We start from the raw sequence: 26118 nt of genomic DNA, 5'->3' as shown, positions 1-26118 counted from the left end.
CCCTCATTTCATCCTCGATCGGGACGCCACCTGACAAAATGTTGCATACGCCGCCTGCCAACCCGCAGCATCCTCGGGGATGTACGTTTTGACCGGGAACGAATTCCGAATCAGCTTCCTGGCTTCGCGCAAATTCGCGATATACCCTAATGCTATCCATTGTACTACAAGGTTTCCTAAGGCACTACCCTCGACAGGACCTGCCCAAACCTCGCGCCCTGTAGCGCTCGCAGTGAATTGGCAAAGCAGCTCATTCTGAATGCCGCCGCCGACAATGTGAAGTCCAGGGTACGTAACACCCGTAAGCTGCTCGGTCCATTCCAGAACAAACCGATATTTGAATGCCAGGCTTTCTAAAATGCAGCGTGCGATTTCTCCTTCGGTTTGCGGAACAACCTGCTGCGTATCCCGGCAATATTGCTGAATTTGCTTCGGCATATGCTGCGGATTAAGAAACATGTCGTCATCAGGATCGATGAAGGATTGGAAAGGTTTCGCTTGCTCAGCAAGCTTAACGAGCGCGGTAAAGCTGAGGTTTTTGCCTTCTTTATCCCACGTCCGTTTACACTCTTGGATCAGCCACAAGCCCATAATGTTCTTCAGCAAACGGTTCGTGCCATACACGCCGCCTTCGTTCGTGAAGTTCCAAGCCAAAGCTTGCTCCGTTAAGACAGGTTCCATCGTTTCTGTCCCGAGCAGAGACCAAGTGCCGCAGCTTAAGAAGGCAAAATGATCGTCCAGAGCAGGAACCGCAACAACGGCGGAAGCCGTGTCATGCTCGCCTACGGCAATGACAGGAATCGAAGCAACGTCAAGATCCGCGCAGATTTCTTCAGTTAAAGCACCTACCCGCGTACCCGAAGGTACTGGATTCAGCAAGATGCCAGCCGGAAGATCAAGCTGATCGAGAAGCTCCGCATCCCACACCTTCGTTGTGGCATTCAAGAGCTGTGTCGTCGTAGCGTTCGTGAATTCACTATGCTTTTCCCCGGTCAAGAAATAACGGAGCAAATCTGGAATCATCAACAACGTTTCAGCGCGTTCCAGCAGTTCCGGATTTCTTTCCTTGATTGCAGCAAGTTGAAAAATCGAATTGAATTGCAGAAATTGCAGCCCCGTTCTGGCATAAAGCTTTTCGCGTCCAACTTTTGCAAACACCTTTTCCATCGCGTGGTCCGTCTGGTGATCACGGTAATGATAAGGATTGCCCAGCAACTCGCCGTTTTTGGAAAGCAGACCGAAATCTACCGCCCAGGAATCAATCGCTAAACTTTCAATATCCGTGTAACCTAGCTGCTTCGTCTGTAAAATGCCTTGTTTCAGCTCATGAAACAAGCGCAATATGTCCCAGTGAAGATGGTCGCCCACCTTCACTGGATCATTCGGAAAGCGGTGAACTTCCTCGATCGTCACTTGGCCCGCTTCAGAATCAAGGCGTCCGACGATCGCTCTGCCGCTGCTTGCTCCCAAATCAAAGGCCAGAACGCTTGAGGGTTTACTCACCAGCTCGCACCGCCTTTGCCGCGCACATTAATGCTTTCGTCGTAGCCGCTTTCCAGGTAAGCTTTCATTGGATCAACTGGTACGCCGATTTCTTCGCGAACCGCTTGCAGCAGCGGTGTAACGTCGAATTCGAACGCTTTACGAACCGCGTCTTCAGCACCAAGAACGTCTTGACGCTCTTGAGCATCTTTCACTTCGTCCAGGTTGATCAGCAGCGCTTTTGCGTATTGTGTTTGAACGTTCAGCACAGATCGCAGCATCGCAGGGATTTTACGCTCAATGTTATGGCTTTGATCAATCATGTACGCAATGTTATTTGCAGCTTGGCGGATTTGCGGGTTTTTATCGTTCGCTGCATCAATGATTTGGTAGAAAATTAGGAACAATTCGTATGGATTCACGGAACCTACGATCAAATCGTCATCCCCATATTTGCGGGAATTGAAGTGGAAGCCGCCGAGTTTATTTTCATCTAACAAATAAGTCACGATGTGCTCAATGTTGGTTCCCTGCGGGTGATGGCCTGTATCTACAAGCACTTCTGCTTGAGGACCCAACTTGTTCGCCATGTTGAACGCCATGCCCCAATCCGCCAAATCCGTGTGGTAGAAGGCAGGCTCATAGAATTTGTATTCAATCAGCATGCGCATATTTGGCGTCATTGCGTTGTACATCTCTTTGAGCGATTCATACATCCAGGTTTTGCGAGCGCGAATGTCAACTTGGCCAGGGTAGTTGGAACCGTCTGCGAACCAGAGGCTCAGGACATCAGAGCCAACGGTTTTCGCGATGTCCACGCACTCCAGCAAGTGATCTGTCGCTTTGCGGCGAATCGCTGCGTTCGAATTCGTCACGCTTCCGAAGATATAATCATCTTCTTGGAAAAGATTAGGGTTTACCGCGCCGATGGAAACGCCCAAATCAGCGGCATGCTGCTTCAACTTTGCGTAATCGTCCACTTTATCCCAAGGAATGTGGATCGCCACCGACGGGCAAGCACCCGTTAGTTTATGAACCTGCGCTGCATCTTCGAATTTCTCAAAAGGATTACGCGGCACACCATTTTGCTTGTACACTTTGAAGCGAGTTCCAGAATCCCCGTAGCCCCAAGATGGAGTTTCTACTTTGAGGGCCTTCAGCTTGGCTTTTACAGTAGCCAGATCAATACCTCTACTTGCTTGCTGCTCTTCAAACAGTGCATATGCTTTATCACTCATCGGATAATAGCCTCCTTTTGGGTATGGAACGGATTAGCGGGTGAAAGCAGCTGGAACGCCGCCGTCAACGGTTATCATGCAGCCTGTCGTTTTCTCAGCTTTGGAAGATGAGAAGTACACGATGGCTTCCGCAACGTCTTTCGGGAAAATGTTAACAAGCAAAGTCGTTCTTTTGCGGTAGTGCTCTTCCAGTTGGTCCGGTTCGATGCCGTAAGCCGCAGCGCGCTCATTGCGCCAGTTGGAATTCCAGATCGCGGAACCTTGCAGAATCGCATCCGGCAATACGGAGTTCACGCGAATACCGTATTCGCCGCCTTCTGCAGCGATACAACGCGCCAAGTGAATTTCAGCGGCTTTTGCCGTTGAATAAGCAGAAGCATTTTTACCTGCATATACCGAGTTTTTGGAGCCGACGAATACCATGCTGCCGCCGACATTTTGCTTTTTCATAATTTTAAAAGCTTCTCTAGCGACCAGGAAATATCCTGTGCTGAGCACGTTCATGTTCAAGTTCCACTCTTTGAGGGATGTTTCATCAAAAGGACTCGATGTCGCAAGACCCGCGTTATTCACGATAACATCGATGCCGCCGTAGCTAAGGATCGAATCGCGGTAAGCCGCTTCTACCTCTTCTTCTTTCGTTACATCCATTTTCACTGCAATGGCTCTGTTCTCGCCATATTGCTCGTTCAGCTCGGCCGCTAATTTTTGTGCGCCTTCCAAATTCAAGTCAGCCAACACAACATGCGCGCCTTCTTTGAGGAATTGACGAGCCGTTACGCTGCCGATTCCGCCTGCGCCGCCAGTGATGAAAGCAATTTTGCGGGAGAATTCCGCTTCAGCAGGGGCAAGTGTCAATTTGTATAATTCAAGCGGCCAGTATTCCACGTTGTAAGACTCATTTTCGCTCAAGGAAACGAAAGTTCCAAGTGCTGTTGCGCCTCTCATTACGGAGATTGCACGGTGGTAAAGCGCGCCGCTGACTTGCGCCATAGCCCAGCTTTTGCCTGTGTTAATCATCCCGATGCCTGGGATCAAAATAACGCGAGGAGCCGTTTCGAAAATAACGTCGCCTTCATTTTTGTTGCGTTCGAAGTACGCTTTGTACTCTTCTTTGTAAGCAGCAATGCCGGCTTGCAAAGCTTCCGTCAGAGAAGCGGCATCACGGGAATTCGGATTCCAGTCGATGTACAGCGGCTTCATTTTCGTATGAACCAAGTGATCCGGACAAGCTGCGCCTACTTGAGACAAGACAGCTGCATCTTTGCTGTTAACGAACTTCAAGACATCGTCCGCGCTGTCAACTGTCAGGATCATTTTCTTCTCTTTGCTTACTGCACCGCGAACCGTTGGCAGCACTTGCGCCAAAATGTCGTTGCGCTCGGAATCGGACAGTGACTCGTATTTGGAGCCGCCATACAGGTTGTCCTCCTGAACTCGCGCTTCGATAAAGCTTGCAGCTTCATTGATGATGGCTAGTGTTTTGAGGTAGCTTTCCTCGGACGTTTCACCCCAAGTAACCAGACCGTGCTTCTCCATCAACACTAACTCAGCTTTTGGATTGTTTCTTACGCCTTCTGCGATCATTTTGGACAATGTGAAGCCAGGTCGGACATAAGGTACCCATACGAAGCGGTCACCGTAGATTTCTTTCGCCAGCTCACGGCCATTGTGTGCGCAGCATAACGAGATAATCGCATCCGGATGCGTATGATCCACATGTTTGAACGGTAAGAACGCATGCAAAAGCGTTTCAATGGAAGCACGCGGATGCTTGCTGTCGATCATGCAGTTTACCAAGTACGCAACCATTTCCTCGTCGGACATTTCGTCTCTTTCGTACAAAGGACGGATGTCTTCCATCCGAAGACCTGTGAAATTCTTTGCTTTCATTGTCGCAAGGTCGGAACCGCTTCCTTTAACCCACATCACTTCAACATCACGGCCGCGAAAATCCTTCTCGATGGTTTTGTACGAAGTGTTGCCCCCTCCCCAGTTCGCAACAGCACGATCTGTTCCTAGTAAATTGGAGCGGTAAACCAATTCCTCCACGCCTTTTGAAACGTTACTCGCCTTGTCTGCTTCCCACAAATTCGCAACCATAAGTACCCTCCTAAGTATAGGGATCTCTGAGCGCCGCCCAAAGTCTCTCCTCTTCACATCCCATGATGTGTTTTGTTTTTGATGGATTCATCGTATCACATCTTTGTTTATTTTTGAATCATTATTTTTGTTTTTGTTTTTCTTTGCGCCCGGTAGCCTTGTGGGATGGCTGGCGCTAGCTCGGAAAACATCAAAAAAAGCCTGGCGGGCATACTCCGCCAGACTTTCGTATTAGCTACTATTCTAACCTGCCACCATCGCAGAACACTATCTCCATACAGCCATCTGCCACTTTATCTTAAGGGAACTCCAGTCTCTTATTTGGAGAAAAACAAGCAATTTTCACTCTAAACGGAACTACAGAGTCCTATTTCCTCCCATGTCACGATTATTGGGTGAAAACTCCAAAATAGCGGATCGTAGTTCCCCTCAGAGGTGGAAAATGCACGGTTTCTGCGAAATAGCAGCCCGTGGTTCCCCAAGAGGGGATCCACGGGCTGCTCATTGGACGAATTCCAATGAGCGTTCACTTTTTGCTGCAGAATCGGCAATCTCATTGGACAAAATCCAGTGAAGCTGCCACCTCGCCTCTTTTTTCTGGCCTTTACGAATGCTCTCACTGGAATTCATCCAACAAGAGCTCCATTTCGACCAACAAATACACCATTTCATTGGAATCCATCCAACAGAAACCACTCTCCTGCATGCTCCGCACAGTCCCAATCACTGCACTCGCACCAATCGCCCTCCCGATCGGGCTTTCCCTTCCCAATTCACCAAAAAGATACCTGCACAAATAAAAGCACCACCCAAACCGACATACCAAGCGACCTTCTCACCAAGCAGCAGCCAGCTGGAGAGCAGCCCAAACACAGGCACCAGGAACAGGAACGCGCTTGTTTTGGCGGGATCTCCGCTGCGAAGCAAATAAAACCATAGGCAAAATTGGACAATCGATCCCATGATGATAAGCCAAAGCAGCACGACCACGGACATAGGCGTGAAGGTAAAATGCGGATGTTCCGTCATCGCTCCGAGAAGAAGAAGCGCAATGCCTCCCGCAAGCATTTGATACGCAGCCAGCACTGTCATATCGAACCCGGCTCCCCACTGTTTAATAAGCAGCGTAGATGCGGCAAAAAATATGGCACCGAGGAAGCCGATTAACATGCCGGCCTGAAAGTTCAGTTGTAATCCGAAGGTAACGACAACTCCGATAAAACCAAGGGCTACACCGAGCCATTGCCGCCCTCGATATTTGGCTCCCATCAGGAAAGTGCCTAACACGATCACCAGCAGCGGGTTCGTACAAGTGATGATGGAGGATTCGCCCGAACTAATCCAGTGCATGCTGTAATAGGCGCAGCCCATCACACCCGCTGATTGCAACAAGCCGATCAAGCCCGCTTTTCCCCACATTTTCAAACTTGTAGGCTGTGGCTTCTTCCTTACAATGAGCGCAAGTATGCCTCCCGCCAGAACAAAGCGAAGACCCATCAAAAAGAAAGGCGTCGAATAATCCAGCCCGACTTTGCCTACCGGAAATGCGACTCCCATAACAAAGGTCGTGACAATAATAAGGGTGATATATTTCATTTTGTTCATCCTAAAGAACCTCCCTATTCACAAGATGATCTCATTGTATAGGAGGCTTGGAATTATGTATAATGATTACTATAGATACTTGAATTCATAAATAGTGATAGCAAAAACACTCAAAAACAAAGGAGGTTCACAACGATGGAAAGCTCAGATTTGCGAGTGTTCCAAATGGTGGCCCGAGAAGGCTCCGTTACCAAAGCAGCGGGACGTCTCGGTTATGTACAATCCAACATTACGGCCCGGATTCAACAATTGGAATCTGAGCTGCAAACGGTCCTCTTTGCCCGGCATAATCGAGGCATGTCCTTAACTTCTAGCGGTAAAACTTTACTAACCTATGCGGATAAAATCGTCGGTCTGCTGGATGAGGCGGTCGTGGCACTTTCTTCATCAGGCGAGCCCAGCGGTCCGCTATTGATTGGTTCCACACAGACTGCTGCAGCGGTCCGTCTTCCCAAACTTTTTGCCTCTTATTATGCTCAGCATTCTAATGTGCAGCTCTCGTTAACAACAGGACACACGCAATTTCTGATTGAAAAAGTTCTCCACTATGAGCTGGACGGCGCATTCATCGGTTGTTCCTGTACGCACCCTGATCTGCAGTCCATGCAGGCGTATGAAGAAGAATTGGTCGTCGCAGCGGGTCCTGGCGTTGCCAGCCTTCAGGAAGCCTTGTCGAAGCCTGTTCTTGTTTTCACCACAGGCTGCTCCTATCGCAACGTTCTGGATCAATGGCTGCAGTCCATTGGCATCACCCAACCGATCATGATGGAATTCGGTATGCTGGAAGCCATTATTGGCGGTATTTCCGCAGGATTAGGCATCTCTCTTATGCCAAAGGCGGTCATACAGAAGCATGAAGCGGAAGGATTAATCCGCACTTTTGCGATTCCTCCGCATTACCGTTTTATCAAAACGGAATTTATCATGCGCAAGGATGCTTTTATAAGCAGCTCATTAAGCGCTTTTGTCGGTATGCTGCCGGGAGCCGTGGAGGCGTAAGCAGCAAGCCGCTCAAATCTCTTCATAATCAGCAGGCTCATTTGGATGCAAGGTGTCTATATCTCCCCACGGATCGCCATGCTCCATTTCCTGTTCATCTTCGGCGACATTTTGGAGATCGCTGGCGTTAATTGTGATGATGGGATAATCGTGATGAGCCGCCACCTGCGCCGCTTGCTGTTTCATGAACTTCGGAGACCCTTCCGTATCCTCATCATAAACAAGAAGAATACCGTCCGAATTACGCAGCAGGAACTTGTCCCGCTCCTTAAACTGCCAAGGGCCCTCATATTTCGTTTTAGTGATGCTATTGACGTAATTAGCCCGAGTTATAACGCTCGAATAGCTATTCTTTTTCTCGTCGCTCCACTTCTCTTCTTGCTCCAAAAAAGGCGTGATAACAGCCAATTTGAGCTCTGGATAGGTGCTTGCTCTAAGGTCAAGAACGGCCTCCGCCGCCCACAGCTCGACGCCCCACCCGCCGCTAACAACAACCCATTCAAGTCCCTCTTCGATCAGCGGAGTGAGGCGCTTTTGGATCGCTTTTTTAATAATCGAAATGCCTGGATGTTTTAATGAAAAAATGCCTAGCTCTGATGCTTTGTATCCTGTCACTAATATTCTTTTCAAAAGAAGCACACCACCTTGATAACTCTTCCTACAGGGTAGCATAGAAAGATAACGATAGAAAGCAAAAAGAGCCGCCGGTTAACAACCGGACAGCTCTCTGCTCATAGCCTCAACAAGCCAAGGATAGGCTTGGCTCCCATTCACTTCGTGCTTGCCTTCGTACAAATGGAATCCCAACCGCTCAGCCGCACCGGCTTTCGTGTACTCGGCCTTCAATTGCTCGATAGCCACTTCCGTCGTAGCTATCGGGAAAATCCGATCCTGCCGGCCAGAAGCAATGAATAAAGATCGTGGCGCAATCAGCGCCATTAAATCAGGCAGCTCCGCATATGCCAACGCGCCTGGCAAGTAGTTGTCGATACAGTGACGAAGATGCATAATACTGCCCTTAAACGTATTCGGAAAAGCGCATAATACCGTAGCCTTCACGCGTTCATTCAGCGCAGCTAGGTAAGAAGCAACTAAGGCGCCACCCGAGAAGCCAAAGCAGCCCACGCCGTCACCTTCAACATCCTCCCGTGTCAGCAAATAATCGATAGCCCGCTGCGCTTCATGCACACGCAGCCCCGCCAGCGAAATGCCGTACAGCAGCAGATGGGAAGCGAGCGCTTGGCAAGAGGAGTTGCCGACTTTCCCATCCTTCAACTCCTCCGCCAATCGGCGATCGCCGAAACCGATAATTTCCGGCACCATCACGATAAAGCCGCGTTTCACTAATTCAAGGGCATAATTGCCGTGAGAATCCGGTTCCCCGGTATTTTCGCTGCCATCTGCGTTCATACCGGAAATCTGCCTGCTGCCGTAGCCATGCCCATGCAAGGCAAGGACGGCGGTTGAACGCTCTTTTTTACCCTTGGGAATTAGCACGTAAGCAGGGACACGGAATCCCGCCACCGTTCCAAATTCGATTCGTTCCTGAATATGATGATCCCGTTCGATACGCTCGAGAAGAACAGGGCGAAGCTCATCCTTCGTCATCAGCCCTATGTCCAAAGAATCGGCCAGCCCCTGCTTAAGCCTTTCCCGGGTCTGTTCAGCACTCTCTTCCCTCATCTGCGCCAAACGTTTCTGCTCGTAGGAGAGATAGAGATTCTCCATGATAGCATCTGGATTCCACATACAGTCACCTCACCCTCATTTGTTAAAAAGTGACCAGCTTATCTACAGCCACAGGTTGTCCTGTGCGTAAGGATATGTTACCTGCGATACCTGTAAGGATAGACATTGCGCCATCGACATGCGAAGCTGCTCTTTGGAAGCGATCGTCAGATGCTTTTTCGAAAATATCGCGCAGCAACACAGGGTCTCCACCGCCGTGACCGCCCACGCCTTCTTCGATTTGAACCTGATAAGGCGCTGCGAACATAGGGAATACTTTGATTGTTTTCTCCTTCAAAGCACCTTCGTCTTCTTTTTTGCCGCCGGAATTCACGTAGGATTGCTCAACAACTCTCATTTCAATACGGCCTTTGCTGCCGTTAATATGCACATTGAAGCCTTCCCATGGCATATAAGCGTTCAAAGAGTATGTCAGAATCGCTTTATTTTTGTAGCGGACCATAACGCCCATTGTGTCTTCGATGCTAATGCCGTCGCCGAAAACGCTTTGATCGCGCTGATAACCGTCTTCATGCTCCGCATTTAAATATAAGCCTTTGAGGTGCTCGTTTTTGTCCAAATGTAGTGCAAAAGGATCGTCCTTCGCATTTTCGTTACCTGTCGCGCGTTGATAGAACTTGGTTTCGCCGCGTTTTTCGGCATTTTCTCTACCATAGAACATCAATCCGCCCATTGCATATACAGTTTCAGGACGTGTTCCCAACCAGAAATTCACGAGATCGAAATGATGCGTCGATTTGTGCACAAGCAGACCGCCGCCATTGCGTTTATCTCGGTGCCATCTGCGGAAGTAATCCGCTCCATGCTGGGTGTTAAGCAGCCACTCGAAATGCACGGAATGCACATCGCCAATTGTTCCATCCATGATCAGCTCGCGGATTTTCGTATTATGCGGGGCATAACGGTAGTTGAAAGTTACGCGAAGCTGACGTCCTGTCCGTTTAATAGCATCTAGAATCTCTTGACATTTCTCTTCATCCACCGTCATCGGTTTCTCCGAAATGACATCGCAACCCATCTCCATCGCTTTAATAATGTAGGTGTGATGCGTGCGATCAACGGAAGTTACAATGACATAATCCGGCTTTTCTCTGCGGATCATCTCTTCGAATTCATGCGCTTTATAAGTAGGCACAGCTTTATATTCGTATTTTTTTTGCAGCAAACCGTTGGTAAAGTCCATTCTCGTTTGATTGATATCACAGATTGCTACCAGCTCAGATGTATCTTGGAAATCTCTTACAATAGCGCCATAGAAAAATTCAGCCCGTCCTCCGGTGCCGACGACTGCATAACGTTTTTTCATAACCAGTTAAGCCCCTCTCAGGAATAAGTTTTCTTACCTCAAGATTAATACAATATTTGCTGTGTTTCTAATCAAATCTTATCTAATGTCTTTCAATCCTTGCATATTTTGCTATAATAACAGTACATTTAGTTTGATTTGATCGAAGAGGTGTCCGTTGTGATCCAATATGAAATCGAAAGACTGCGCAGAGATCGGCCCTACTCCATGCAGGTGAATCATTTCCATGACCATTATGAAATCTACTATTTGCTGAGTGGCAAGCGCTACTATTTTATACAAGACCGTTCGTATCTCATTCAAGAGGGCGACCTCGTTCTCATTGATAAAAATCAACTGCACAAAACACGAAATGCCGATGCGGAGGCTCATGAGCGTATCTTACTCAGCTTCGATGATAGGTGGATTCGCTCCATCGGGGAAGATGCTTCCGAGCATCTGCTTGTGCCTTTTGTGCAAAAACAGCATGTATTCTCACTGAGCGGTACGAATCGTACCCTGGTTGAGAATCTGCTGTTTCAGCTGCTCCGGGAGCAGCAGCAGGCGCTCGGCGGGTGGCAATTAAACAGCCGCGCGCTATTTACGCAGCTGTTGATTTTCTGCTCGCGCATGACGGACAGGATCAGCACAGCACAAAGCCACGCGCAAGCGCACAATCCCAAAATATTTGAGATTGTGGCTTATATCAACGAGCATTACCGGAATCGGTTGACGTTGGCTTCGATCTCGGAGACCTTTTATATCAGTCCCAGCTATTTTTGCCGCTCTTTTAAAGAAACGACGGGATTCTCGTTCGTTGAATATTTGAACAATGTGCGGATTCGGGAAGCTCAGCGGCTGCTGAGAGAAACCAAACTGAAGGTAATTCACATTGCGGAGCAATCGGGCTTCGATAGTGTCGCACATTTCGGCCGCGTGTTTAAGCAAGTCACCTCGCAGACGCCGCTTGAGTGCCGGAAGCTGATGCGGCTGAGCCAGTAGTTGGCGGTGGGGCGGATCGTGTTAGGTGAGGAGTAGTTGGAGATTCGGGTGATTAGATGGCAATTAGGCGGGGACTAGATTAAGATTAGAGGGATTAGGCGCCCATTTGATTGATCTGAGGAGAAACACAGTGACTGTTTGAGGTAGCTGACAATGTTAAGGGAACTACGGGTCGCTAATTGCCCAAAATCGTCAATTGGCAGATCAAAGGGAACTACCGGCCTCTATTTTGATGTTTCAGCCGGATTTAACGTTCAAGACGAGAAATAAGACCCTGTAGTTCCCACATACCACTGAGAACATCCCATTTCACCAAAATAGAGGATCGTAGTTCCCTTTCAGCTTACGGAGGCGGCCGGGGGGATTTGCTACTGGTGACCAAGGCGGTAATGTTACTCGTTATGGCTACTGGTGAAGATGATGCTAGAGGTAGTGGCTGATGACAGGTGACTAAGAACTAAGGTCTAACGTATTGCTTAATTTTCTATGCTCAATGTTCAATAGTCGATGTTCGATGTCTGGCACCAAACATCCCCTCGCTCACAATCCGCGGCTCCCTGCCAGCGGTCAATCACCATCGCTCACCCCGCAGCGCGACCAAAAAAACAAGGCCCCCACAAGTATCAACAAGTGGAGGCCTTTTTTTTAAAACCCGAAATATTGCTTCGCGTTATCGTAGGAAATACCTTGAACCAACTGCTTGAGCAGCTGCTCGTCATTCGGGAACTCGCCGTCTTCAACCCATTCGCCAATCATGTTGCACAGGATTCTGCGGAAATAATCATGTCTCGTGTACGACAAGAAGCTTCTGGAGTCGGTTAACATGCCGACGAAACGGCCAAGCAATCCGAAATTGCCCAGCGATTTCATTTGCGAAACCATGCCGTCTTTCGTATCGTTGAACCACCAAGCGGCGCCAAGCTGAATTTTGCCTGGGATTCCGTCGCCCTGGAAGCTGCCCATCAGCGAAGCAAGGATTTCATTGTCACGCGCGTTCAATGAGTAAAGAATAGTTCTTGGCAGCGAATCTGCAACAGCCAGGGAGGACAGCAAACCAGTAAGCGCGCTCGCTACAGGGCTATCGTTAATGGAGTCGAAACCTGTATCCGGCCCAAGTTTGGCAAAAGCTTGTCCATTGTTGTTACGGGATGCGTTGATGTGGTACTGCATCGCCCAGTCGAGCTTTTTATAAACGCCGCCGAGGAACAGCAAAGTGAAAGCTTTATATTTTTTCTCGTCTTCCAAGCTAACTGCGTTGCCAGCCAAGGCCGATTTGAAAATTTGTTCAACTTCTTCTTTGGTCGCCACCCCAAAAGGTACGTAATCCAAAGCATGGTCAGACACTTTACAGCCTACGGAATTAAAGAATTCCGCTCTGCTCTCAAGTCCCGCAAGCAGATCGTCGTAAGACGAGATCGTGATGCCTGCCGCTTTTTCCAATTGAGCGATCCAAGGAAGGAACGTAGCCCGGTTAATTTCGAGCGCTTTGTCAGGACGGTAAGACGGCAGTACTTGCGTGTTGAAATCTTTGATTTCTTTGATTTTGATATGATACTCCAAGGAATCAACCGGATCGTCCGTCGTGCAGATGACCGTTACTTTGGAATTCGTAATCAGGTCTCTGGCGCGCGAACCGCCTTCAGCTAGCTTAGCGTTCACTTTTTCCCAAATAGCAGGTGCGTTCTGCTCGTTAATCAAGTCATTCACACCAAAAAACGTGCGAAGCTCCATGTGAGACCAGTGGTACAGCGGGTTACCGATCGCCATTGGCAGCGTACCTGCCCAAGCAACGAAACGGTCATAATCGCTAGCTTCTCCAGTCACTTTATTCTCTTCAACGCCGTTAGCGCGCATCATTCTCCACTTATAGTGGTCACCGTAAAGCCACGCTTCCGTAATGTTATTGAATTGTTTATTTTCATAAATCTCTTTAGGGCTCAAGTGGCAATGATAGTCAATAATCGGCAGATCTTTGGCGTATTCGTGGAACAAATGAACAGCGGTTTGATTCGTAAGTAGGAAGTTTTCATCTAAAAACGTTTTCATAAAGCAAATTTCCACCTTTCTCGACCTGAATGATCTGCCCTTATTTTAGCCGAAGGTGGAAGCGATGTCTTGTGATTTTTTGCTTTAATTTTGCGAAATATGCATATATTGACCTCTCAAAGTCTTATGGATTCGAATTCTCGGCATCTGCACCCGCCGTTATTTCTTCCGGTATCGTCTTGGAAGCGCCTGGAACGTGCCGCGGTTTATGATTAATCAATTCCGACGAGTAAATGCTGACATAGACCCGGCCGGGCAAAGCCTGCGCTCTGATCAGGATCGGCTGATTATAGTTGTTTTTGAAACTAAAATCCGGTCCCCCCCAGTTCACCGTCGCGTCTCTTCCTGAAGGTACGTAGGGCACAGATCTGCTGTGCGAGTATCTTTCGACAATTGTAAGGCCAGCCCGGTCCACCGCATTAAAAAGGGTTGAGGAGGTTTGGCAAATGCCACCGCCAATCCCTTCAGAAAATTCTCCCCTCACAATGACTTTCGCCGGCATATAACCTCTTCCACGCGTACGAACGCCAACCACCCGGTTAAAAGAGAACGTTTCATTCGGGAGAACCACGTAGTTGTTAATCGCCTGAGTAGCGAGCTTAATATTCGTAAAGCGGTGCTTATTATTTGAATTAAAATACGTCACATAATAGCCGATTGGATGTACGCGGATGCTAGCCAGCAGTTCACTATCTACTTTCGGATATATAGGCAGTGTGGGAACATCAAATTTCATAGGCCCCTCACTATAAAACTGCTTGTAAAATTGTTCCACAAAAGCACGCCGATTCAACTGTGCTCCTGGAATTTCCTTCACAATCCCACCCGCATCGCTAATTGTCGCATTCACGGGTTTCCGGTACGCTTTCTTCTCCATTTCGGTCATGAGACGGTCTAATCGCTCATTATTCACCAACGGCACGTCAACATAATCAAGTCGGTAAGCCTCACGCTGCACATGCGCTTGAATTTGAGAACTTCCATCCTTGGTTGTCTGATCCGTCATTTCATTCATTTGCATTAAAAGCATGAGACCTGCCATCCATCCCTGCATCATCTAATCAATCACCCCTCCCCTATTGTAAACAATTGAAAATTTTCCATACCAAATAACGCAATTCCTGACTGGAATGTAAAAAGAAATGCAAAAAAGGACCGCCTCCGACCAAATGATTGGCCTAAGGAACAGTCCCTTGCTTGTAAGCTTATAGCATCGCCTTAATGCGGATAAGCGGCTTCGAATTCATTCCCGCAGGGTCCGCCGCTTGGGTTATTTTCCAGATCGACGGTTTCACCGTTTTGGCGGTACAAAGGGCAATAATAGTGACTAATGTGCGTAGCGGATTCGTTGGCATAATGGCAGATGAACGCCCTGCGGAAGCGATCTTTCGTTTTGTTCCGGTACGATCCATGGATCAGATTGCCGTTAAAAAACAGCACGTCGCCTCGTTCCATGACGACCGGCATCGCCTTTTCGTCTTTTGGCGGCTTTACATAATGCGTGGTAAACGACTCTTTGGCATCGGCAAGATCGGGGCAAGAAAGATCCAGCGTATTCGTCTTGGGAACGACGAGCAGACCGCCGTTTTCCTCATCAGCAGCATCTATCGCTGTCCAAGCGGCAATACAGTTACCTGGCTCAACTTGCAGGTAGAAGTTATCCTGGTGCAGCGCTTGGCCACGGGAGCCTGGCGGTTTGTAATAGAACATGCTCTGCGCAGCCAGTGCTTCCTCTTCATACAAATCAGCTAACACCTCCATCACCGGCTGGTGCAGCATATACTTCTTAGCGGTCTCGTTAAAGCGGTGCGGATGCATGACCCGCGGATAACGCTTCAGAGGGTCCGATCCATCTCCTTCCAAGTCAGGTTCGAAATGTCCCGGTATCGCCTGCATCGAAATCTCTTCAAATGTAGCATCAATTTCCGCCAAATGATCCGCAGAAAATAAGCCTTTTACGATCAAATACCCTTCCCGTTCAAAATGCTGTTTTTGCTCTTCCGTCAGTTTAAGCAATGTGTTCGCCATCTTGTCTTCCCTCCAAGTGATCTGTTGTTTTCCATGTATTCAGCATACCGAATAATGCGTATTGGCAGAAGTAAGAATGCTGCTAATAAATCCTACAATCCTGCTATTTTCTGATATACTCAGTTTAATAGCAGTCATCAGCTCTCAGGAAGGAACGATGTTCATGAATACGGAAGCAAACACATTTTTGGCAGGGCACTTCAATGAATCGGATTCCTACTTCACCATCCGCCCTGAAGGGCGCAACGATTGGCTACTCTGCTTCACGCTAGGCGGCGAAGGTTACTTCAAACTTGGCGGAAATGAAAGACGCTGCCGGGCGGGGGATCTCACGCTGCTTGCTCCAGGAACTCCGCAGCATTACGGGACGAGGAAAAATCAGCATTGGGAGTTTGTTTGGGCCCATTTCCCATCTATCCTCGCAGAGACGAATCTGCTGCCTAAGGAAGAGCAGCTTTTCCTCACCATTGAAAGCGAGTCGCTCCGGGAACGCATCTACCAAGCTTTCGCGCGTATTCTGCAGGATTCCAGAGAACGCGGGGAATACTGGTTTGAGCTGATCCTTTCCTCCTTGCGGGAAATCCTGCTCATCATGGCGCAGAAAACAAGCCGTAAAATGGACCCTCGCATTGAAGAGGTCCTCCATCTCTTGTCCCAACAAATGCGCGAACCCGTCCGCATCGAAGAATTAGCTCAACGCGTCGGACTCTCTCCATCGCGGCTCGCCCATCTTTTTAAAGCCAGCACAGGGTATTCCATCATTGATTCCGTGAACCGCATGCGGATTCAGCAAGCCGTTCTCCTGCTTGAACATACGCAGCGAAGCGCTTCAGACGTTTGTTATGACGTCGGTTTTCAGAACTATAATCACTTCACCAATCAATTCCGCAAATGGCATGGCACGAACCCTAGCACCTTTATGAAGGAACGACGGTAAAAATTATTTGACAGTTCATAAACTCCACGATAAACTGCTAGCAAGCTATAGAAAAAAGGAGGATTTCTATGACCTTTGAACGTAATCTTGAGAAATATGCGGAACTAATCGTCCGTGTGGGTGTGAATATCCAATCCGGGCAAACGCTGTGGATTAATGCTCCTATTCTCCAACCGGCTCTTGTGCGCCATATTTCCCGGAAAGCTTATGAAGCAGGAGCCAAACACGTACATATTGAGTGGCAAGATGAAATCAGCACACAAATTAAATATATGCATGCACCAGAAGAAGCTTTTCACGAGTATCCCGCTTGGCGCGCTCAAGCGCTTAACGATTTAGCGGAAAATAACGGCGCTTATCTATTAATTGATGCCGCAGATCCCGAGCTGCTGAAGGACGTCGATCCGGCACGCATTTCCGCATTTTCCAAAGCGGCTGGGCCTATGTTGATAAAATGGAGAGAAAGCATGTCCTCCTATCTCATGACCTGGTCGATTGCCGCAGCACCTACCCCTGCTTGGGCTTCCAAGGTATTCCCGAACTTGGATGAAGACGCGGCCATGGCCGCCCTGTGGGAGGCGATCTTCAAAGCGACGCGCGTCGATCAAGACAATCCTGTGCAGACTTGGCATGAGCATAACGCTACGCTGCGCAGCAAAAGAGAACAGCTCAACGAAAAGCAGTTCCATAAAATTCATTACCGTGCCCCGGGCACCGAGCTGACGGTCGAACTGCCGAAAAACCACATTTGGCGCGGCGGGTCGGCTGCGAACGGAACGGGAGGTTTCGATTTCAACCCGAATATCCCGACGGAAGAGGTGTTTATTTCACCGAATCGCCTAGGGACACAGGGTACGGTGCGCAGTTCGAAACCGTTAAGTTATCAAGGGAATTTGATCGACAACTTTACCATCACCTTCGATAACGGACGTGTCGTCGATTACAAAGCCGAGGTAGGGTTTGAGTCCCTGAAAGCAATGATCGAAATGGATGAAGGCGCCCATTATTTAGGCGAAATCGCGCTTGTGCCTCATGATTCACCGATTTCCAATTCGAATCTGATTTTTTTCAATACCCTTTTTGATGAAAATGCTTCGAATCATTTGGCCTTGGGAAGAGCTTTTCCTACCTGTGTGGAGGGCGGGCCTGCCATGTCCAAGGATGAGCAATTGGCTGCAGGCCTTAACGATAGCCTGATCCACGTCGATTTCATGGTCGGATCCGCCGACATGGATATTGACGGCGAGCATGCAGATGGCCGCATGGAACCTATTTTCCGCAAGGGTAACTGGGCATTTTAACTTAGGCAAAAGAGACCTTCTAATCCCACAATAGGTGTGGAACGGAAGGTTTTTTTTTCATATAGTATAGGAGCATTGGTTTTTACCGAATTGGGAATGTTAGTCAAAAGGTAGACGGAATTTCTTGCACCCCATCCAAACAAGAGGAGTTGATCGTATGAGTACCAAACCGACGATTGCTGCGATTAGCGTGCCATTTGATCTTGGAGCAGGCCGACGCGGGGCTAGTAAAGGACCTAAAGCTATTTTCCAGGCAGGGTTGTTGCGGGGCTTGCAGCAAATGAATATGACGATTCAGCAAGTGCCGGAGATACGCCTCCCGAACGATACAGCAACTCCGCTGCCGCCTGAAGTAGACAAAAAAAATTTAAAATATTTAGCAGAAGTCATAGACATAAATACTCGCTTGGCTGAGCAGGTTTCCAAAGCCGCTGAACAAGGCCAATTCCCCCTCGTAATCGGCGGCGATCACAGCATCGCCATCGGGACATTGGCTGGTTTATCCAGGCATTATACGAATTTAGGTGTCATATGGATTGATGCGCATTCGGATTTAAATACAGCGGATACCAGCCCGTCCGGCAGTATTCACGGCATGTCGCTCGCGATTAGCCTTGGGATGGGGCACCCTCTGTTAACTAGCATTAAAGGGGATCAAGCCAAGGTGAAACCGGAAAATATCGTCCTTATCGGTTCCCGTTCCCTCGATGAAGGCGAGAAAAAGCTGATCCGTTCACTCGGCATCAAATGTTATACCATGCATGATATCGATCGCAAAGGGATGGCGACTATCATGCAGGATGCCATCACTTATATAAGCGGTAAAACAGATGGCGTTCATGTCAGTTTCGATGTAGATTCCTTAGACCCGCTTGAAGCGCCGGGAACCGGCACAGCGGTCAAAGGCGGACTCCAATTCCGCGAAGCCCATCTCGCCGTCGAGATGCTGCATGAAGCAGGCATCGTCACTTCTGCGGAATTCGTTGAAGTCAATCCGCTGCTCGACGATAACAACAAGACTTCGCACCTGGCGGTCGGCCTCATTAGTTCATTGCTGGGAAAACAAATACTATAGCCAAAAAAACGATATGAAACCCGTATCCTTCACTAGGAATACGGGTTTTGTGCTTGTTGCAAGCAGGTTTAATTGGTAAAATATAGATGGCTTACAAGACGGACACAGGATTGGAGATTGCATGAAAACGATAAATCACTGGGTTTTGCAGCTTTTACTCGCCTTGCTTTCCTTATCCACGATTGGGATCTATCTGATCTTCAAAAATCAAACTTACTTTGAATTCCTGAATTGGAATCTATTCCTTGCCTGGATCCCCAATTTCTTCGCCTTGTTGGCTTATTTGTTACATTTGCGCCGACCTTCGGTTGCCGTCCATCTACTCACCTTCATCTTTGGACTAGCCTGGCTTCTATTCCTGCCGAATGCCCCGTATATCATCACTGATTTCATCCATTTAACACTGTTGAAGGACTTATACATAACCAAAAAAGCCTGGAGCATGAGCTTTTGGAATGATTTTTTTACCATTTTTTTATATGCGTGGAATGGCTTATTGCTTGGTTGCAGCTCCATGTATATGATCCATCTCATTTTGATGAAACATTGGGGCCGCATCCTCTCATGGTTCCTCATGATCGTAACCTCGCTGCTAAGCGGATATGGCATTCTTTTGGGCAGAGAATATCGATTGAACAGCTGGGATGCTCTGTTGAGTCTGGATATTGTGGACACCCTGCAAAAGAGCATACACAAAGAAGCAATTATTTTCTGCGTGCTAGTCGGCTTTGTCATCCTTGCCATGTACGCAACTTTCTATTTGCTTATTAATGGCATAAGCAGCTCCAAGGTTGCTGTATATAAAAGATAACGAAAACGCCCTCAGCCATCATTTCGATGAGTTAAGGGCGTTTTATTCGTTCAAGCCTGGCTTAGTCCGCAGGATGCAGCAGTCTCTCGCCGGCAATGCCCGGCGTCGTCATCTGAATCGGATTGAGGATTTCTTCAATCTCCTCCGTAGTCAGCAATCCGCGCTCCAGAATCAGCTCTTTCAGCGTCATGCCTGTGCGCACGGCCTCTTTAACCAACTGCGCGGCTACCTCATAGCCCAGATGCGGATTCAGAGCCGTAACGATGCCGAAGCTTTGCTCAACATAGGTGCGGCACCGGTCGCGGTCCGCTTCCAGACCTTCGATGGCGAAGCGCTCGAAAACATCCGCCGCGTTGCGCAAGATCTTGAGCGATTGCAGCAAGTTAAACGCAAGTACCGGGCCCATGACGTTAAGCTCGAACTGGCCTGCTTCGCATGCCAAACAAATCGTATGGTCGTTCCCGATCACCTGGAAGGCCACTTGGTTTACAACCTCCGGCATAACAGGATTCACTTTGCCCGGCATGATCGAGGACCCTGGCTGTCTTGGCGGCAATTTCAGCTCCCCTAGACCTGCCCGCGGACCTGAAGCCATCAGACGAATATCGTTGCAGATTTTGGACAGATTCACGGCGCATACCTTCAAAGACGCAGAGAGTTCTGTATAAGCATCCATGTTTTGCGTGCCGTCAACCAAATGCTCGGCATTCTCAACCGGAATTCCGCACTCATCTTTCAAATGAAACATGACGCGATTGACATACTCCGTTTTCGCATTCAGCCCCGTCCCTACGGCAGTTGCTCCCATATTCACCGTCAAAAGACCCGTTGAAGCTTGGCGAATCCGATTGATATCACGCTGCAAGACACGTGCGTAGGCGCCGAATTCTTGTCCAAGACGAATTGGAACAGCATCCTGAAGATGCGTTCTTCCCATTTTTATCACATCATCAAATTCCTTTTCTTTCTTGGCAAAAGCGCTCTGCAGCGAGATCATCGTCTCGATTAATTGTTGGGATAAGCGGTATGCGGCGATTTTGATCGCAGTAGGAATGACGTCATTCGTCGACTGTGACATATTCACATGATTGTTTGGATTACAATGAAAGTAACTGCCTTTCTCCTCACCCATCAGCTCCAGCGTCCGATTGGCCAGTACTTCATTCATATTCATATTAATTGAAGTTCCAGCTCCCCCTTGGATAGAGTCTACGATGAACTGATCCAGAAGTTTGCCTTCCCTGACTTCTTCAGCTGCTTTTACCAAGTGCTCAGCAATCTTCTTAGGCAGCATATGCGTTTCCATATTCGCCAGAGCCGCCGCTCGTTTTACTTCTGCTAACGCCGTTATAAGTTCTGCATGAATTTTTACGCCTGTAATTGGAAAATTTTCAAGGGCACGCATCGTTTGAATGCCATAATAGGCCTCGGCTGGTACTTGCTTTTCACCTAAAAAATCTTTTTCAATGCGAATACTCATCGTACACACCGTTCCTTTTTCATTAAAGTAACTGCTCGCTCGCGAAGTAGGTGTTCTAACAGCATCCTTCAGGGATGAATATTAATTGACCACCGTAATGTACAGTGGTTATCAGAACTATTCGCGCCTTCCAACCCATATTCCTGCAATATCTGACACGCCTTGTAATAAATTTATGCGAAAATGAAAGCATTTTCATCATTCGAAATGTTTAAGTATTCTTCAAATAATATTACCTTTCTCTACTAATATATGCTCGCAGTCGGCCGATGTAAGGACATTCCCGGAAAATACGCTGCCCGAATATTGAACCATCTTCGATTTATTCCCGTACATGAGCAACGTTATAACCAGAAGAATACAATAGATTACAAGCTCGCATTGTGCGACAATACAAGTATCAAAACACGTTTGGCCAGGTTGCACTCCAAGGAGGAATACTCATGGACACAAAAAGTTCTTTGATTATTGAAAAAACAGAAAAGTACGGAGCCCATAATTACCACCCGCTGCCTATCGTCATTTCCAGAGCGGAAGGCGTGTGGGTCGAGGATCCAGCCGGTAACCGGTTCATGGATATGCTTAGCGCATACTCGGCATTAAATCAAGGGCATCGTCATCCCCATATTTTGAAAGCGCTCCATGAACAAGCTGAGAAGGTCACCTTGACTTCGAGAGCTTTTCATAGCGAAACACTCGGAGCTTTCTATGAAAAATTAGCGAATTACACCAATAAACCGATGGTTTTGCCGATGAACACCGGTGCCGAAGCGGTCGAAACGGCGGTCAAAGCAATCCGCCGCTGGGGCTACGACGTCAAAGGGATTCCGGAAGATCAAGCGGAAATTATCGTCTGTGAAGGGAATTTCCACGGGCGCACGGTGACGGTCACTTCCTTCTCGTCATCCCCGGAATACAAGCGCGGCTTCGGGCCTTTCACGCCGGGCTTCCGCATCATCCCTTACGGGGATGTGGAGGCGCTTCGGGCGGCCATCGGACCGGATACAGCCGGGTTTTTGTTCGAGCCGATCCAGGGCGAAGCCGGCATCGTGATCCCGCAGGACGGTTACCTGCGGGAATGTTATGAGCTATGCCAAGCGAATCGGGTGCTTTTCGTCGCGGACGAAATCCAGACCGGATTCGGCCGTACGGGCCGCCGCTTTGCCACGGACTGGGAAGGCGTCACGCCGAACCTGTACATCATGGGCAAAGCCCTCGGCGGCGGTGTCTTTCCGATCTCGGCCGTAGCCGGAGATCGCGAGGTCCTTGAGGTGTTCGAGCCCGGGTCCCACGGCTCCACCTTCGGTGGGAACCCGCTCGGCTGCGCCGTCGCGATCGCGGCGCTGGAAGTGATCGAAGACGAGCGGCTCGCAGAGCGCTCGGATGAGCTTGGGGCTTATTTCCTGAAGCGGCTTCAGGAAATTCAGTCGCCGCTGATCGCGGAGATTCGCGGACGCGGGCTGTTCATTGGTATTGACCTCAAGGTCCCGGCACGCCCACTCTGCGAACAGCTGAAGGAAAAGGGACTGTTGTGCAAGGAGACACACGAGCACATCATTCGTTTTGCTCCTCCGTTAACCATTACGCGGGAGGAGCTGGATTGGGCTTGGCAGCATGTGCATGATGTGCTGACTGGCGCTTGAGCTGAAGCTGATTACCGTCGAGGAAATCAAACATTGAGGAATAGCGGACCATAGTTCCCGAACAGCTGTCAACAGCTGCAATTCTGGACATATAGCAGCCTGTAGTTTCGCGAAATAAAAAGCTCCGCTTTCCGTAAGAGGAAGTCGGAGCTTTTGTTATATGTTCACAAACACGAGCGTCCCAAAACGCTGCGGAATATGGAAATTGACTGCACCGGTCGGAGACCAGGCCCAATAATGCCGCTTGCCTTCCGTATCGTCATCGATCCGGTATACATTCCAGCCCCACTCGGCACCATGTCGCGGAACTTGCGCTTGCTCTTGCCCCTCCCTTAAATCGGCAAAAGGAATTCGCAGCTCGTAATGCTTCCCTCCCTCAGCCCTATCGGAGACAGATGTACGCAAGCCCTTAGCGTCCCAAGCCACATCCACTTTTTTATTCCCGTCAAGGTTGTTGTGAATCAGCGCATCGAATTCAACGCCCCGCGGGCTCAGTTCGAATTCGTAGTAGACTTTGCCCGTACCCATGGGGTCAAGGAACACTTCCACGACGTCCTCCTCATAGATTGGATCATCACGGCGTTCCATCGTCGCCACAATATGATCGTCCTCGCACTCAAACCGGACATGCAAGGCATCCTCTGTCCAGCATGCCCGAAACTGCGTTTCCAAACGAGGAGTGGCTCCGGTTACAACATCATACAGCCTCTCCGAAGGGATTTCATCCCAAGGAATACGTATTTTTTCATCAGCTATGTATCGGCATTCGTATCTCATTCCGGCTTGTTCCTCACTTTGCTATTTATCTTTGTATCCAATATTAATATCTTCTTACATCGATGCCAATAGGTAAAAGTGTGAGAGTGTGCCATTAACAAAATAAAACCGCCTATCGGCGGTAAAATTGTTCATATCCTCTTTTTATAAACCCTCATGGCAAAAAGATAGGCCACTAGCATAATTCCGACGCACCACGCAAGCGCAATCCATATATCATTATTCAAAGGCTCGCCTGACAACAAAGCGCGGATAGCTTCTACAATCGAGGTCACCGGTTGATTTTCTGCAAAGATACGAACGATGGTCGGCATGGACTCGGTTGGTACAAAAGCCGAGCTGATGAACGGCAGGAAGATAATCGGATAGGAGAAGGCGCTGGCGCCATCGACGCTTTTTGCGGACAGGCCAGCTATTGCTGCGACCCAAGTTAAGGCCAACGTAAACAGGGCAAGTATCCCGGCAACGGCAAGCCACGGCAGTAAGCCCGCGGAGGAACGAAAGCCCATAAGCAGCGAGACGAGAAGGATGACGACAACGGAGATCGCGTTGGATACCAGCGAAGTTATGACATGCCCCCACAGTAAGGTCGAGCGGGCAATCGGCATGGTATGAAACCGTTCGAAGATGCCCCGCTGCACATCGATAAATAATCGGTAAGCCGTGTAGGACACCCCGCTGGCAATCGCAATTAATAATATACCGGGCAAAAGGTAATTCACATAATTATCCGTTCCAGTTTGAATGGCACCGCCTAACACATAGACAAACAGCAGCATCATCGCGATCGGCATAATGGTTACCGTGATGATCGTGTCCATGCTGCGGAAAATATGGCGCATGGAGCGTCCCAGCATGACGCTGATATCGCTGAAAAAATGATTTTTTACCGTCTCCATTTTATTTCTCCTCCTTTTTGCCGACGATAGCCAGGAAAATCTCCTCAAGTGTCGGCTGCTTCTCCACATATTCCACCTTAGCGGATGGGAACAGCTTCTTCAGATCCGAGAGTGTGCCACTGGCGATAATCTTGCCCTCATGCAGAATGGCAATTCGGTCAGCCAGCTGCTCAGCCTCCTCCAAATACTGCGTGGTGAGGAGTACTGTCGTACCGCCATCCGCAAGCTCCTTAACGATTTTCCAAACTTCGATGCGCGCTTCGGGATCAAGCCCTGTGGTCGGTTCATCCAGGAAAATGATCTGGGGTTTTCCCACAAGGCTTAAGGCGATATCGAGCCTGCGGCGCATCCCCCCGGAATAAGTAGCCACCCTGCGGTCGGCCGCGTCGGTCAGGCCGAAGCGCCTGAGCAAGTCATCCGCAACCTGTCGCGGATCCTTGAGATATCGCAGCTTCGCAATCATGATCAAATTTTCACGGCCCGTCAAAATTTCATCCACCGCGGCAAACTGCCCGGTCAAACTGATCACCTGCCGGACATGATCAGGTTTTGACGCGACATCGAGTCCGCCAACGGCGACGGATCCGCCATCCGGCTTGAGCAGTGTCGTGAGGATTTTGACAACCGTTGTTTTGCCGGCGCCGTTGGAGCCAAGGAGGGCGAATATGCTGCCCTTTTCCACCTCAAAATCTACACCCTTCAGCACTTGATGCTCCTTGTAGGATTTCGTCAATCCTTTTACTTGAATAGGTTTGATATGCACAGCTTGCATCCGAATCCCTCCCTTTCTTTAAATGACTGTCACTTTTGACAAATTGGCTTCCATCCCTTTAAGCGCGGCATACGTCAGTTTATCCATCGTAGCGCCGTCAAAGATGATGCTTTGGATAGCCTTGTAATACTTCTTAGACAAGGTAAATCCCGATAAGAAAGACACATTCTTGAGTGTTGCGTTTCTGAACGAAACACCGTTTAAGGCTGCTTTGTCAAATTTAACGCTGATAAACGTCTGCCCATCAAAACATTGTCCAGTCAGATCCGTGTACTTGAAATCAACCCCATCAAATGAACAACCTTCAAAAATAGTTTTTTTAAGATCGGTCATCGTTAACGTCACGTCGGTCAATCTTGATCCTGTAAAATGGGCTCCTTCAAGCCCCGACTTGCTGAAATTGGTTCGAACAAGGATGGCGTTACGGAAGCTTGCATTTGTCAGGTCAAGCGTGGATAAGCTGCAATCCGTCAGGTTTGCGCGGTCAAAATTGGCTTCTCTAACGTCGCTGCTTTTAAACGTGCTGCCTGTCAAATCCGCCCCTGCAAAGTCAGAACCGCGTAACGCGCTGCCTTTGAACTGTCCTTTATGGGCCGTAACGCCTGCAAAATCACTATTCGCCAAGTTGCTTGCGCTGAAGTTAATCAGCACCTGCCGTTCCAATGAACGAGAGAGATTGGCGACTTCCAAGATCGTTTCCTCGATATCTCCGATACTCTCGATTGTCATCTTTAATGCGGTTTCATCATCCTTGCCCGCGGCTTTGAGTTCTCTGTACCGCTCCTGCAAATCGGAGTGCAGGTCCGCCTTTAATTCATTAACGCTTTTTACCCCATCATATGGCGTGAAAACACCGTTCAAATAGTTCGTCAATTTCGTATTCATC

At 48.7% G+C, this 26118-nt stretch carries 23 protein-coding genes; 7 read left to right on the top strand and 16 right to left on the bottom strand.

Features of this window, described 5'->3' with window-relative positions:
- Positions 1–3: 3 nt before the first annotated feature.
- The 5 genes from rhaB to AC3WTJ_RS21220 form a co-directional block, all read right to left on the bottom strand.
- Positions 4–1506, bottom strand: coding sequence for a rhamnulokinase (gene rhaB / locus AC3WTJ_RS21240; RefSeq protein ID WP_492523675.1), 1503 nt, complete (start codon positions 1504–1506; stop codon positions 4–6).
- Complete coding sequence (rhaI, locus tag AC3WTJ_RS21235) at positions 1500–2720, bottom strand: L-rhamnose isomerase (RefSeq protein ID WP_492523524.1); 1221 nt, start codon at positions 2718–2720, stop codon at positions 1500–1502. Before rhaI ends, rhaB begins: the two co-directional genes overlap by 7 nt.
- Positions 2721–2753: 33 nt before the next feature.
- Positions 2754–4823: a bifunctional aldolase/short-chain dehydrogenase gene (locus AC3WTJ_RS21230; RefSeq protein ID WP_492523523.1), complete on the bottom strand. Its 2070-nt coding sequence runs from the start codon at positions 4821–4823 to the stop codon at positions 2754–2756.
- A 501-nt stretch (positions 4824–5324) separates the two neighbouring features.
- Positions 5325–5453, bottom strand: a complete 129-nt coding sequence (locus tag AC3WTJ_RS21225) for a hypothetical protein (protein WP_492523522.1) — start codon at positions 5451–5453, stop codon at positions 5325–5327.
- A 93-nt stretch (positions 5454–5546) separates the two neighbouring features.
- A complete protein-coding gene (locus AC3WTJ_RS21220) occupies positions 5547–6428 on the bottom strand; it encodes a DMT family transporter (RefSeq protein WP_492523521.1) in 882 nt (293 codons plus the stop codon).
- A gap of 135 nt (positions 6429–6563) precedes the next feature.
- Between AC3WTJ_RS21220 and AC3WTJ_RS21215 the strand changes: the two genes are divergently transcribed.
- Entirely contained in the window at positions 6564–7427 is an 864-nt protein-coding gene (locus tag AC3WTJ_RS21215; protein ID WP_492523520.1) for a LysR family transcriptional regulator, read from the top strand.
- A gap of 12 nt (positions 7428–7439) precedes the next feature.
- Here the strand turns inward: AC3WTJ_RS21215 and AC3WTJ_RS21210 are convergent, their stop codons facing one another.
- From AC3WTJ_RS21210 to AC3WTJ_RS21200, 3 genes are read right to left on the bottom strand one after another with little or no spacing between them, the layout of a single operon-like run.
- Positions 7440–8099 carry an SLOG family protein gene (locus AC3WTJ_RS21210; RefSeq protein WP_492523519.1) on the bottom strand — a complete coding sequence of 220 codons (660 nt, stop codon included), beginning with the start codon at positions 8097–8099 and terminating at the stop codon, positions 7440–7442.
- Positions 8100–8135: 36 nt separating this feature from the next.
- A complete protein-coding gene (locus tag AC3WTJ_RS21205; protein WP_492523518.1) occupies positions 8136–9176 on the bottom strand; it encodes a dienelactone hydrolase family protein in 1041 nt (346 codons plus the stop codon).
- Between the two features lie 22 nt (positions 9177–9198).
- Positions 9199–10482 carry a Gfo/Idh/MocA family protein gene (locus tag AC3WTJ_RS21200; RefSeq protein ID WP_157322866.1) on the bottom strand — a complete coding sequence of 428 codons (1284 nt, stop codon included), beginning with the start codon at positions 10480–10482 and terminating at the stop codon, positions 9199–9201.
- Between the two features lie 159 nt (positions 10483–10641).
- Here AC3WTJ_RS21200 and AC3WTJ_RS21195 point away from each other — a divergent pair, with 159 nt between their 5' ends.
- Complete coding sequence (locus AC3WTJ_RS21195; RefSeq protein WP_157322868.1) at positions 10642–11463, top strand: helix-turn-helix transcriptional regulator; 822 nt, start codon at positions 10642–10644, stop codon at positions 11461–11463.
- Positions 11464–12108: 645 nt separating this feature from the next.
- On the opposite strand, the gene uxaC is transcribed toward AC3WTJ_RS21195, so the two are convergent.
- The 3 genes from uxaC to AC3WTJ_RS21180 form a co-directional block, all read right to left on the bottom strand.
- On the bottom strand, positions 12109–13509 hold the full coding sequence (gene uxaC / locus AC3WTJ_RS21190; RefSeq protein WP_157322870.1) for a glucuronate isomerase: 1401 nt from the start codon (positions 13507–13509) through the stop codon (positions 12109–12111).
- Positions 13510–13633: 124 nt separating this feature from the next.
- Positions 13634–14566 (bottom strand): VanW family protein, encoded by a 933-nt coding sequence (locus AC3WTJ_RS21185; RefSeq protein ID WP_492523517.1) that lies wholly within the window; start codon positions 14564–14566, stop codon positions 13634–13636.
- A 161-nt stretch (positions 14567–14727) separates the two neighbouring features.
- Complete coding sequence (locus AC3WTJ_RS21180) at positions 14728–15537, bottom strand: phytanoyl-CoA dioxygenase family protein (RefSeq protein WP_492523516.1); 810 nt, start codon at positions 15535–15537, stop codon at positions 14728–14730.
- A gap of 163 nt (positions 15538–15700) precedes the next feature.
- Here AC3WTJ_RS21180 and AC3WTJ_RS21175 point away from each other — a divergent pair, with 163 nt between their 5' ends.
- The 4 genes from AC3WTJ_RS21175 (at position 15701) to AC3WTJ_RS21160 (ending at position 19661) form a co-directional block, all read left to right on the top strand.
- A complete protein-coding gene (locus AC3WTJ_RS21175) occupies positions 15701–16474 on the top strand; it encodes a helix-turn-helix domain-containing protein (protein ID WP_492523515.1) in 774 nt (257 codons plus the stop codon).
- A gap of 68 nt (positions 16475–16542) precedes the next feature.
- Positions 16543–17775 (top strand): aminopeptidase, encoded by a 1233-nt coding sequence (locus AC3WTJ_RS21170; RefSeq protein WP_492523514.1) that lies wholly within the window; start codon positions 16543–16545, stop codon positions 17773–17775.
- A 157-nt stretch (positions 17776–17932) separates the two neighbouring features.
- Complete coding sequence (rocF, locus tag AC3WTJ_RS21165) at positions 17933–18850, top strand: arginase (protein ID WP_492523513.1); 918 nt, start codon at positions 17933–17935, stop codon at positions 18848–18850.
- Between the two features lie 121 nt (positions 18851–18971).
- Complete coding sequence (locus tag AC3WTJ_RS21160; RefSeq protein WP_492523512.1) at positions 18972–19661, top strand: DUF1361 domain-containing protein; 690 nt, start codon at positions 18972–18974, stop codon at positions 19659–19661.
- 61 nt (positions 19662–19722) lie between these two features.
- On the opposite strand, the gene aspA is transcribed toward AC3WTJ_RS21160, so the two are convergent.
- Entirely contained in the window at positions 19723–21141 is a 1419-nt protein-coding gene (gene aspA, locus AC3WTJ_RS21155; RefSeq protein ID WP_379171522.1) for an aspartate ammonia-lyase, read from the bottom strand.
- Positions 21142–21584: 443 nt separating this feature from the next.
- On the opposite strand from aspA, the gene AC3WTJ_RS21150 reads away from it, so the two are divergent.
- Entirely contained in the window at positions 21585–22784 is a 1200-nt protein-coding gene (locus tag AC3WTJ_RS21150) for an ornithine--oxo-acid transaminase (RefSeq protein WP_492523511.1), read from the top strand.
- Positions 22785–22940: 156 nt separating this feature from the next.
- On the opposite strand, the gene AC3WTJ_RS21145 is transcribed toward AC3WTJ_RS21150, so the two are convergent.
- The 4 genes from AC3WTJ_RS21145 to AC3WTJ_RS21130 form a co-directional block, all read right to left on the bottom strand.
- Positions 22941–23561: a carbohydrate-binding family 9-like protein gene (locus tag AC3WTJ_RS21145; protein WP_492523510.1), complete on the bottom strand. Its 621-nt coding sequence runs from the start codon at positions 23559–23561 to the stop codon at positions 22941–22943.
- A 131-nt stretch (positions 23562–23692) separates the two neighbouring features.
- Complete coding sequence (locus AC3WTJ_RS21140) at positions 23693–24460, bottom strand: ABC transporter permease (RefSeq protein ID WP_492523509.1); 768 nt, start codon at positions 24458–24460, stop codon at positions 23693–23695.
- Position 24461: 1 nt separating this feature from the next.
- On the bottom strand, positions 24462–25232 hold the full coding sequence (locus AC3WTJ_RS21135; RefSeq protein WP_492523508.1) for an ABC transporter ATP-binding protein: 771 nt from the start codon (positions 25230–25232) through the stop codon (positions 24462–24464).
- A gap of 18 nt (positions 25233–25250) precedes the next feature.
- The gene (locus tag AC3WTJ_RS21130) at positions 25251–26117 is read right to left on the bottom strand and encodes a pentapeptide repeat-containing protein (RefSeq protein WP_492523507.1); all 867 of its coding nucleotides are present in this window, start codon (positions 26115–26117) and stop codon (positions 25251–25253) included.
- Position 26118: the final 1 nt, after the last annotated feature.

It is taken from the genome of Paenibacillus sp. FW101-FHT12H11 (assembly GCF_058790355.1).
Note: the sequence above shows the minus strand (reverse complement) of the source record. Positions and strands in the feature narration are given on the sequence as shown.